This is a genomic window from Psychrobacter sp. T6-5, assembly GCF_052258485.2.
In the GTDB taxonomy this organism is placed as follows: Bacteria; Pseudomonadota; Gammaproteobacteria; order Pseudomonadales; family Moraxellaceae; genus Psychrobacter.
Map to the genome: position 1 here is coordinate 849,427 of NZ_JBQQEY020000001.1, position 11,795 is coordinate 861,221.

Below are 11,795 nucleotides of genomic sequence, written 5' to 3' on the forward strand. Positions count from 1 at the left end.
TAATAGTAAAGATTAATTTTTAGTTGTAAGTTATAACAAAAGTCAGTAAAGTTGCTGTTATATATTTAATACAATCTGTTAATACATCGGTATCACTGTAAATCTAGGTATCATTACCAATCTTCTTTGATTCTGTGTAATGGTTTTCTGCCTTTTTGCTCGAATAAATCACTGCTCATGCGGAGTCAAAAACATGTCATATCCCTCGCTACCTACTTCTAATTTGTTTCAACTGACAGCGCTAACCTTATCATTAGCCTTGGCGGGTTGTGGTGGTGGGGGCACAGATACGGTTGCGCCAGAACCTGACTTGGGCACGCAACAGCCGGGTACGGGTGGCAATAATGGTGGTGGAGAGCAAGAAATAGGTGAGCCTGATTTCTTTTTACAGAAGCTTAGTACATCGCCTACTATCATTGAGTTATCTGATGAGCAAGCTCTTTTCAATGTTACAGTTAAAGCTGCCGAGGTAGGATCAGGTGGTGCGATGATCGGCAAAGCAGTTACATTGAAAGTAGTGAATTCTGAAACTAATGGTATCACTATTGAAGGTCAAAGCACTCAAGTGACTGATAGCAATGGTAATGCTGTATATACACTAAAGCTGAATCCACAGGCAGTTGCAGATAAAGAAACACTAATAACAGAAGGCTTCACATTGATAGCTACTGCGAATAAAGCGGACGGTACAGCTATCGCACCGCAGGAGTTAAAAGTTTCTGTTAGTAGAGAAGGGAGCGGTGATGGTACCCAAGTTATCGAAAGCAAACTCATTGTGAAATCTAGCATTGATACAAATTCCGTATCTAACAATCTCTTGAACCCTTATGGAGATAGTGCGGTATTCAGTGTTCAACTTAAAAACGAACAAGGTGCATTGGTTCCAAATGTGGCAGTAGGTTTGGGACTAGGTTCTATAAAAGGGGTGTCTGTCGAAGCAGCGAGCCAAATCACAGATGCTCGAGGTAATGCAAACTTTATAATACAAATAGATGAAAACCTGTCTGCTGCTGAACGTAATACACTTCTACAAGGTATCAATTATGCTATTAGTATCAAAGAAGACAGCGGTGCGACCAAACTAGTAACTGGAAAGTTATCTGTCGCATTACCCACCTCTGACTACAATTTAAAAGTTTCAGGAAATTCAACGCAGCTTAGCGCTTATGGTGACACACAGCAGCTTACTATCACTGCCTCACCTAAAAATACAAATGTGTCGACTCAAATTAATGGTGCAAAGGCAACAATCAAGCTAAATGATGCTCCTAAAGGTGTTAGTCTTGCGAGTGAGCAGTTGGTGTTAGATGCCAATGGTCAAGCGACAGTAGCATTAAATATAGCACCAACATTGAGCGCCGCTGAACGTCGAGAGCTTGCAGACAAAAGTATTAGTTACACTATCGTACTCACAGAACCGAATCGTTCGACATCAACAGTAAACTCTTCTAGCGTAGTCATTGTTCCAACTGCGAAATACAAAATTAACTTCAACGAAAGCAGCAAAAAAGAGCTATCAAGCTCAGGTGGTAATGCGGTCATTAGTTTCCGTGTCAATGATAGCCGCGGCGGTGTAGTTGCAGGGCAAAAAGTAATAGCAAGTTTACCAGCAAGCTTAGCGTCTGCAGGTCTATTAACCTTAGAGAATAACTCAGAACAGACCACTAATGCTAAAGGTGAAGTTAGCTATACGGTACGAGTGCCTAATAACCTAACTGTGTCACAAAAAGCGAAGCTCGAAAATGCAGGTAGTTTTGCATTGACTGCAAGTATAACAGAAGCGTCGGGGGTACCGAGCACTGTTAATAGTGAGAGTATTCGTATCGGTTCAGATATCGGACAAAGCGATATTACATTGACTGCGCAAAGCGTACCTGCAATTGCGAATATACTAGATGAACAGTTTAAGTTGCAAATTCTAGGTAAGCGTAAAGATGGCAGCGCTGCTGTAGGACGTACAGTTAAGCTTGTCATTAACGAAGGCTTTACGACAGGTATTACCATTCAAGGTAACGAACAAACCACAAATAGCAATGGCGTGGCAGAGTTTACCGTTCGTATCAGTCAAAACCTAACACAAGCACAGCGTGATCAATTAATCAAAACAGGTATCGCTTACACTGCAGTACTAACTGATGAAGATGGTACTCAGTCCAAAATTATTCAGAAAGTAAACGTTGAGCAGCCAGCAACCAGTATACAGTTCGCTTCTATCATAACCCCAGAAATTAGTGAGTTGGGCGGTAGCGGTAATATTGGTGTGAGATTGACCTCTAAAACCAGTAGTGCTCAGCCAGTCAAAGACAAAGTGGTTACTGTACAGCTAGGTGCAAAAGCACTAGAGTACGGTGTTACAGTCACTCAAACTACAGCGACTACAGATTTTAATGGTGAGGCGATTTTTGCTGTTAACGTACCTAAAGGTTTAACAGCTGTACAGCGAGCGGATTTAAAGAACACTGGTATCAACTATCAGCTAACTTATGCTGAAAACAACGTTTCTTATAAGTCAGAAATACAGAAAGTAAAAATCACTACGCCTAGCGTTAGTTTAAACATCTTGAACGCCACCAATAACATCGATAATCAAGCAGGATATATCCTAAACAATGTGGGTAGTACTGCCATTATCCAAGCACAGCTAAATAATCAGTCATCTGGTGAGCAAGTCACTAATCAGACAGTGAAGTTGGTATTTGATAATCCACAATTAGCAAGCCTGCTCACAGTAAATGGTCAGCTTGGGTCATCAAATATCACTGCTAGTACAAATGCTAATGGTTTGGTTAGCTTTAATGTTGTAGTTCCAAATAACTTGAATGATGAGCAAAAAGAAGTGCTCAGCAAACAAGTATTGACTGCTACTTTGACAGAGACATTGACTGGCAAGCAACAACAAGTCAAGGTCAAAGTTCAGTCTATGACAGCGGAGATCTCTCTATTAGCGAATCCAGCGAATACTTTAAACTTAAATGGTGGCGAAACACAGATCGAAGTAATAGCAAAAAACAGTAAAGGTAATATTGTTAGTGGACAAAAAGTATTTCTTGCACTGCCAGCATCTGTTGCAAGTAAAGGGGTTACTTTGGTTTCAGGCGGCAGTCAAACGACTGATGATTCAGGTAAAACAGTCTTTACTATTGCTGTACCTAATAATCTAACCGATGCTCAAAAGGCGGCAATAGGTAGAAGTTTTGTTGTGGCATTATCAGCAGCTGATAGTAGCGGGAACATTGTGACGCAGACAAGTACTGTCCGTACCACTATACCAACAGGTACAACTGAAAGTCTCACTGTTGGCGCAAATAAAGTCGTTAATACTAAAGGGGATACTTTCAAAGTGTTCGTACGCGTTGCTAAAGACGACAAGAGTATTGCAGGTCGTACCGTCGCTCTAAATGTCAATGATCCTCTTAGTACAGGCGTGACAGTCAGCCAAGGCACAGCCGTCACTAACAGCGATGGTGTGGCGACTTTTAATTTAACTCTTGAAAATGGTGCTAGTGTCAATCAAGCGACGCTAGAGTCAGGTATTCGATTAACTGCGACTACTACTACATCTGACAATGTTAAATTGGAGCAAAACTACATTGTAGCAGTGGATACGTCTACAATTGAGAGCTACCAGCTAATCGCGTCATCTGATAAGCCAACATTGACTACAGGTGGCGACCAGACCCAAGCTTCATTCATCGTAACAGATAATAACGGTGGTATTCTCACAGGTGTGCCAGTACAGTTAAGCATCGAAAACCTAGAGTCAAGCGGAGCAGCGTTGACCACATCGAGCACAGTTGTAAGCGATAGTAGTGGTCGGGTTGATGTGGGTGTATTGTTAGCAGCTAATAGTATCAATGCTCGCCTTAATCATAGTGTCGTGATTAATGCCAAAATCGTCACGCCGCAATATGATGCTAACGGTACTGTCAATATGCAGGTGCGTGAACAAAAGTCTCTGAGCTTATCTGCAATTGGCACAACACTCACCCTTACAGCGTCTGAGAAAAATCTCAAAGATAATAGTACAACCACCCTGTCTTCTACTTTAACTGATGGGACGGGACTTGCGATTGCAAATGCTAAAGTAGAGCTCATTGATACTGACGGCAATCTTATTGCTAATGATGCAACCGCTACCACCGATTCAGAAGGTAAAGCTAGCTTTACTGTCAACGAAAGTGATTTGAGCTTTGATAACAATGGTAACTTACGCGTCTTTGTGAGAGTAGTGGGTGAGCGAGAGCTGACCACGCAGCGTAGTACCAGTAGCATTGATTTAGTTAAGATATCGCAAGCAGGTATTAGCTTCATCGATATTGAAGATGTTTACGATGTTAATATGGCTCAGAATATTAATATACAGATTCGCACTACCTCTGTAGCTGAGGCGAATGCACTTATTGGTAAGCTTGTAGAAGTACAAACAACGATTGGAACGTTTGCGAACAATGATGTCATCTCGACTCAAGCGATAACGGCTGCCAATATTCAAGGTAATATTATTACAGTTCCAGTCGTACTGAATTCTCCACTTGCTGGTACAGCAGTATTACAGGCGACAGTACTTGGTGAGATGAATAATGGTCAGCTCAAGTATCAAACAACCGTAGACACGCGTTTTAGAGCCACTACGCCAGCTAATATACTGTTCCAAGCAGTAAGATCAGTGATTACACCGGGTAGTAGTACTGAGCTTGTAGCAACTGTCAAAGATAAAAATGATGTACCAGTCGAAGGGCAGACAGTTGTCTTTAGCCGTGCTTCTGATTCCTCAGCAGGACGATTGTCTGCTGCTACCGCAGTGACAAACATTAGAGGAGAGGCGCGTGTGGTGTATCAAGCCAACGCTAGCTCACCTATAGGTGGTGTAGAGATTAATGCCCGCTTATTAAACGACAATGCAAGCATTGGTACCAAAACGACTAAGATTACGGTATCGAAAGAAGCGGTTTATACTACTTTGGCGTTTGCCAATACGTTATCTTCTGATGACATTTACTACACGGTTCGCGGTTCAATATCTGTTATGGATGGCTCGGGTCGTGCTTTGCCAAATCAGGAAGTGTCGATTAAGTCTTATGCTACACAATATGCTCAAGGCAGAGTCTGTTTGTTAGACAGCACAGTGACCTATCAAGCGGCTGATATTAAAGAAAAATATGAGAATGGTCAAGATATTACTACGACACCTGAGCCTAAAGTGTTCTCTGAAAAATCGCCTATTTTCTTGCAGTCTGGATGGATTACTACGGAAGATCTAAACTATAACTATACGTTAGATCAAGACGAAGATATTGACAGAAATGTTGATGCTAATGGTAATATTGTCATTGGTAACAAACAGCTAGATTCAATTAATCCAGTTGCAATTATTGGTGGTACGGTTTCAGAAGATGGCTATACGTTTATTACTAATGATGAAGGGCGTGCTGATTTTCAAATTCGTTACCCATTGCGCTATTCCAACTGGGTGGAAGTGCAGTTTGACGTTACCACATTCTTAAATGGTAGTGAGAATACACAAAGCATTAACTATCAACTACCTAGCGAGGTAAACGATTTATCAACAAGCGGAACCGGCTTAGTCACGCCTTGGATAGATAATGCAAGCCCATTCGGTACGGGTGGAGCTACTTGTGTGAATAGCTTGAGTGTTAATATCGATGCTGAAAAAGATACTACGAAAGTGATACTTTCACCATATCAGCCAAGCTATGCAGTATCGATTAATGGCGTCGGACCAAATACACAATCACAAGGTTATAATAGTTATATTGTAGACTTCAATCAAGCGTTTGAATTAGGGGCTACGTTAGGAATCGTTAGCAACGGAGCAGGTTTTACCAGAACTATAAAGGTTGAATAATATTGGTAAATATTGAAAGTTGATATTTCAAAACCCTTGACCACATGTCAGGGGTTTTTGTTTTATGGAGTTAAATAACCAAAAACAACCAACTCGCTCAGCAAAGCACCGCAAAAAAGATTAAAATAACCGGTTTACTACGCTGTCAGTCACTTCAGCGATCAGTCATCATTTTTTATATTGGGCGTATTATGTCAGACAATACCAAAACGGCTTCATCATCAAATACAACAAACACAGCCTCACAGAGCAAACAGATTCCTAGCTTTACTGATACAGCGACATTGCTCATCAAATGTAAAGATCAGGCCGGCATCGTGCAAGCAGTCTCTGAATTTATTCATCGTTATGGCGCGAATATCATCACCCTAGATCAGTATTCAACGGCTCATGAGGGCGGTCAGTACTTTATGCGCTTGGAGTTTGCTTTGGCAGGCTTGAGCGATATCATTGATAATTTTGAGGCCAGCTTTGCACATACTGTGGCTAAACGCCATAACATGGATTGGCGTCTACATAACAATGCGACCAAGACCAAAGTGGGTATTTTGGTCTCAAAGTTTGATCATGCATTGTTAGATTTATTGTGGCGACATCAGCGTGGCTTGCTAGATTGCGAGATTACTTGCGTGGTGAGTAACCATCCTGACTTACAGCAAGCGGTCGAAAACTTTGGTATCACCTTTCACCATGTCCCCGTGACCAAAGAGAATAAGGTGGAAGCAGAAGAGCAAATCCATCAGCTGATGGCAGGTAATGACTTGCTTGTGTTGGCGCGTTACATGCAGATATTGTCGTCTGATTTTGTGAAGCGTTGGCCGATGCAAGTAATCAACATTCATCATTCGTTCTTGCCTGCTTTTGTGGGTGCAGATCCATACCGTCAAGCTTATGATAAAGGCGTTAAGCTCATTGGGGCAACTGCGCACTATGTCACAGCTGAGCTTGATCAAGGCCCTATCATTGAGCAGGATGTGCACCGCGTGACGCATCGCCAAGGAGTAACAGAATTACGTGCGATTGGACGTGATATCGAACGAAATGTATTGGCGCGTGCTGTTAATTGGCATGTGCAAAACCGTGTGATTGTGGCAGGTAACAAGACCGTAGTTTTTAACTAGTAAAATTCCGTAAAAAACCAATTTAAAAGTAAAAAAGGCGGTCAGTAGTAACAGTTACTGACCGCCTTTTTTATAATGTGATATTTTATATCAGCATTTCCAAAACAAACTTACTACCCACAAAGCCAATCGCTAACAGAATAAAGGCATAAATAGTGATATTCGCCGCACGTTTGCCTCGCCATCCTGCTCGCCAATTGCCAAGCAGCAACGTACCAAATAATAACCACGAGAGCAGACTAAATACCGTTTTGTGCACAATGTGCTGTGCCATCAAATCTTCGACATAGATGAACCCGATACCCAGTGCGATACTAAGCAGCACAAAGCCTACCAAGAGCATATCGAATAATAGACTCTCCATACTTTGTAATGAGGGTAATTTATTGACCCAAAATCGGTGAATGGTATGATGCTTGAGCTCGCGAATTTGTAGACGCAAAAATAGCGCTTGTACTGCCGCCATCAACAGCACACAATAGGCCGCTAATGATAATAAGATATGAGCTTCAAGACCGACACTGACGTCAGTAAGCGGTTGATAGGGTGCGCGGCCAATATAGCCGACGGTCATACCTATTAGTGCAGTAGGCGCAGCCAAAATACCAAGGCTCAGAATAGGGCGATATAAACAAAACAGCAGATAAAAGAATAAGAAGAATAAACTGGTCAGGCTAATGATATTGAACAAATTGAAGTTCAGACCATAAAGCGTCACAACATATGGATAGAGTAAGGTCGCATGTGCGGCCATCCCTACCAATAAAAGCCCCAAACTGACGCCTTTATAAATAGGTTTGTCCTGAATCAGCGCCCAACCAATGTGGAGGCTGACTAAGACATAAGCCATGCTAGCAAGTAAGAATGCAAGGTGCACAGATAAAAAGCCTCATCTTATACTGAGCGTAAACTGCCGCTCAATGTGTCGCTAAAATAGTATTATCAGAATGATTAGAATAATCGTCCAATTTATCATAAAATGGGTGCCAGTTGAGTACCATCTTGATTATTCCTTATAAATGTTTACCAAGGCTGCAATGAGCAAAATATAAAATCAGTCGCTTATAAATAGTCACTGACAAGAAATCACTTATAAAGATAAGAACTGGGGCTTTTGCAAAACCACTATAAGTTTTGAGCCGTGTTGATGCTATAGTATTGATAATATGATTTTTTATACATTTCTTATCAGAGCAACTCCAGTATTTGATAGTCCATCCTAATAGTATTGATGAACCATTTGAATGGTTTGATTCGCCACCATTTTATTGAAAGTTATTTTAATTGCGTATTATTTAATTGAAAACCATTTTAATTGAGAGTTATTTATGTTTGATACCTTAACAGAACGCTTATCGTCTAGCCTACGTAATATCGTGGGTACGGGGCAGTTGACCGAAGACAATATCAAAGACACCCTGCGTGAAGTACGTATGGCACTGTTAGAAGCTGACGTGGCACTGCCTGTCACTCGTGATTTCGTCAAACGCGTGAAAGAGCAAGCGCTTGGTGCTGAAGTGCTAAAAGAGTTAGCGCCAGGTCAAGCATTTGTCAAAATCGTGCACGATGAGCTGACCGAAATGATGGGCAGCGCCAATCAGCAGCTAGAGATGACAGGCAAGCCGCCCGTTGTCTATTTACTAGCAGGTTTGCAAGGTGCGGGTAAAACGACCACAGCTGGTAAATTGGCCAAATATCTACAAGAACGCCAAAAGAAAAAAGTCATGCTGGTATCGGCTGACGTCTACCGTCCAGCGGCGATCAAACAGCTTGAGCAAGTCGCCGGTCAGGTAAATGCTAAGTTTGTGAACTCAAGCACGAATGAGAATCCGATTGATATCGCAAAGCGTGCGATTGAAGAAGCCAAAATCCAATATCAAGATATCCTGATTATTGATACCGCGGGTCGTCTACATATCGACGATACCATGATGGATGAGATTAAGGCGCTAACGGCTGCGGTCAATCCATCTGAGACGCTATTTGTCGTCGATGCAATGACGGGGCAAGATGCCGCCAATACCGCAAAAGCCTTTAATGATGCGTTGCCATTGACGGGTGTTATCTTAACCAAGACTGACGGTGACGCTCGCGGCGGTGCGGCACTGTCTGTACGTGCTATTACCGGTAAGCCAATTAAGTTCTTGGGTCGCGGTGAAAAACTAGACGAGTTAGAGCTGTTCCACCCTGAGCGTATTGCCCAGCGTATCCTTGGTATGGGTGACGTACTAAGTTTGGTCGAAGAAGTTGAGCAAAAAATCGACCGTGATAAAGCCGAAAAAATGGCGAAAAAGATGCAAAAGGGTGGTGACTTCGACCTTGAGGATCTATTGACTCAGTTCCAGCAGATGAAAAGCATGGGCGGCATGGCAGGCTTCTTAGACAAAATGCCTGGTATGGGCGGTTCCGACATGCAAAAAGCCGTTGAGGACGCCAAACCAGAAGAAAAAGTGCGCGAGATGGAAGCATTGATCAATTCAATGACGCCGTTTGAGCGTAAAAACCCTGATAAAATTAACCCAAGTCGTAAGCGCCGTATTGCTGCAGGTTCAGGCCGTGAAATTCAGGACGTTAATCGTTTGCTCAAGCAGCATAAGCAAATGGCAAAAATGATGAAAATGATCTCAAAGCCTGAAGGCATCAGTAAAATGATGAAGTCTATGCAAGGACTCATGGGTGGCGGCAGCGCGGGCGGTGGCGGCGGTCCATTGTTTGGCGGCGGTCAACAAGGCGGCGCAAAAGATGTGAATCCAGAACAAATGGCCAAGCAAATGGGACTGGATCCGAACAATATGCCAAGCACCGAAGAGATGCAAAAGCAGATGCAAGAAATGCAAAACCAAGCGCCAAAGAAGTTTAAAACACGCTTCTAAGCTATCGTGATGTATACTGAAAACATTTTATACAGGCCCTAAAGCTACCTAAGCTTTAGGGTTTTTTATGATTAGCTATGAATAAGTACAGATGAATAAAGTGTGGAAAACGTAGAAATTCATAAAATTCATTTAGCCTAAATGCTATGATAGGCGCTGTTTCATTCTGTCTGAATTTTGATAGTACATAAATAATAAATAGCTATTAAAAATTATTAAAATCTGACAAACCCATTTAGAACGCCAAAAGTAAAAGCCGAGGTTGTGATGTTTTTAGCAATGGATACCGTGTTCGATCAGTGTTCGATCGCGATTTTAGATTCGAGCGGACAGGTACTGTCGAACCATACCGAAACAGGTAAACGCCAGCAAACTCAGCAGATTTTACCGATGATTGATGCTGCGTTATCTGAGGCGCAGTTACGTCTTGCTGATATACAGGCTTTAATATTTAATCGAGGGCCGGGTGCGTTCAGTGGTATCCGCATTAATACGGCAGTGGTGCAAGCGTTGTCTGTCGCGCATGACTTGCCTTGTGTTGGTGTCTCTAGCCTACAAGCGATTGCACAATCTGCGTATCAGCAGTACAGCCTGACGCACCTATACAGCGCCCTTGATGCTCGTATGCAGCAAGTCTATTTCGGACAGTATGAGTTGGTAGTTGACGAGCAGTTAGGTTATAGCATTATGCAGCCAGTATTGGCTGATGGCAGTGATAGTACAGAACAGCTATTAGATTATGATAGCCAAACAGCGCTGAATATCCCTATCGCAGGAAATGGCGCGCCGCTATTAGCGTTACAGGATCAGCAAGCCTGTCATGAAGATGTCTGGCCAGATGCTGTTGTGATTGGGCAGCTTGGTATTGCTCAGTTTGCAAACGTTGGCGGTACGGAGGCAGCGCAAGCACTACCAAAATATCTACGCAACCAAGCTTGGAAAACACTCAAAGAGCAAGGCAAAGCATAGCTTTTGAGTATTTTTTAAGCATTAATCAATATAAAACCAACGTTAATATAGGACAGCCAATCGGCCTGTTTTTAGGAAAGTCATTGTGGATATACTGTTATTCGTTCAAGCTGTCATCATGGGTATCGTGGAAGGCATCACAGAGTTTTTACCTATCTCTAGCACGGGGTATTTGATTTTATCAGCCGATGTGATGGGATTTTGGACCAAAGAAAAAGTTGATTTGTTTGTGGTCGTGGTACAGCTTGGTGCTATTTTGGCAGTGATTTATGACTATTGGGGTCGATTGTGGCAAGCATTGATGGGTTTGCTGACTGGCAAAGCAGAAGGTATGACCAATCCTAGGCAGCTGGGACTCAGTCTCATTGTCGCGACCATTCCTGTAATGATTGTTGGCTTTACCTTTGCCGATGAAATCAAAGCGTATTTATTCAATCCTATTGTCGTTGCAATTATGCTCATCATCGGCGGTCTGCTCATATTCTATGTAGAAAAACGCCCTAAAACCATCATTGCAGAAGAAGCAGAAGATGTCAGTATAAAAACGGCCCTAATGATTGGTCTATTTCAATGTTTGGCTTTGATACCAGGTACGTCGCGTTCGGGAGCCACTATTATTGGGGCGCTATGGCTTGGGGTCTCACGTAAGGCATCTGCTGAGTTCTCATTTTTTTTGGGTATTCCTGTCATTGTTGGAGCAGCACTGTTGGATTTGCTCAAGCATGGCGATGTACTGAGCAATCGTGAAGACTGGTTGGTGCTCGGTATCGGCACCATCGTTTCATTTGTCGTGGCGCTACTCTGTATTCGCTTGCTTGTAGCATGGGTGAGTCGCCGCGACTTTACCATTTTTGCTTGGTTACGCATTATTACGGGTGTTATCGTGTTGGTTGCGGCTTGGGGCTTTGGTTATCAAATGGCTGGCTAGATTTAGCCCGTGGTTTATGATGTTGATGATTTAACACG

The 11,795-nt window shown here is 42.6% G+C and carries 6 protein-coding genes; 5 read left to right on the forward strand and 1 reads right to left on the reverse strand.

Annotated features, from left to right (window positions below; all coding sequences use genetic code 11):
* Window positions 1-193 precede the first annotated feature (193 nt).
* Both ACTXGK_RS18310 and purU read left to right on the forward strand, forming a co-directional pair.
* Window positions 194-5,866, forward strand: coding sequence for a beta strand repeat-containing protein (locus ACTXGK_RS18310; protein WP_443515762.1), 5,673 nt, complete (start codon window positions 194-196; stop codon window positions 5,864-5,866).
* A 191-nt stretch (window positions 5,867-6,057) separates the two neighbouring features.
* Window positions 6,058-6,987: a formyltetrahydrofolate deformylase gene (gene purU / locus ACTXGK_RS18315; RefSeq protein WP_443515761.1), complete on the forward strand. Its 930-nt coding sequence runs from the start codon at window positions 6,058-6,060 to the stop codon at window positions 6,985-6,987.
* Between the two features lie 85 nt (window positions 6,988-7,072).
* Here the strand turns inward: purU and ACTXGK_RS18320 are convergent, their stop codons facing one another.
* Window positions 7,073-7,864, reverse strand: a complete 792-nt coding sequence (locus ACTXGK_RS18320) for a cytochrome C assembly family protein (protein ID WP_443515759.1) — start codon at window positions 7,862-7,864, stop codon at window positions 7,073-7,075.
* A gap of 451 nt (window positions 7,865-8,315) precedes the next feature.
* Between ACTXGK_RS18320 and ffh the strand changes: the two genes are divergently transcribed.
* From ffh to ACTXGK_RS18335, 3 genes are all read left to right on the forward strand, one after another.
* Entirely contained in the window at window positions 8,316-9,860 is a 1,545-nt protein-coding gene (gene ffh / locus ACTXGK_RS18325; RefSeq protein WP_443515757.1) for a signal recognition particle protein, read from the forward strand.
* Between the two features lie 267 nt (window positions 9,861-10,127).
* Window positions 10,128-10,829, forward strand: a complete 702-nt coding sequence (tsaB, locus tag ACTXGK_RS18330; protein ID WP_443516032.1) for a tRNA (adenosine(37)-N6)-threonylcarbamoyltransferase complex dimerization subunit type 1 TsaB — start codon at window positions 10,128-10,130, stop codon at window positions 10,827-10,829.
* A gap of 85 nt (window positions 10,830-10,914) precedes the next feature.
* Window positions 10,915-11,757, forward strand: a complete 843-nt coding sequence (locus tag ACTXGK_RS18335) for an undecaprenyl-diphosphate phosphatase (protein ID WP_443515755.1) — start codon at window positions 10,915-10,917, stop codon at window positions 11,755-11,757.
* Window positions 11,758-11,795 lie beyond the last annotated feature (38 nt).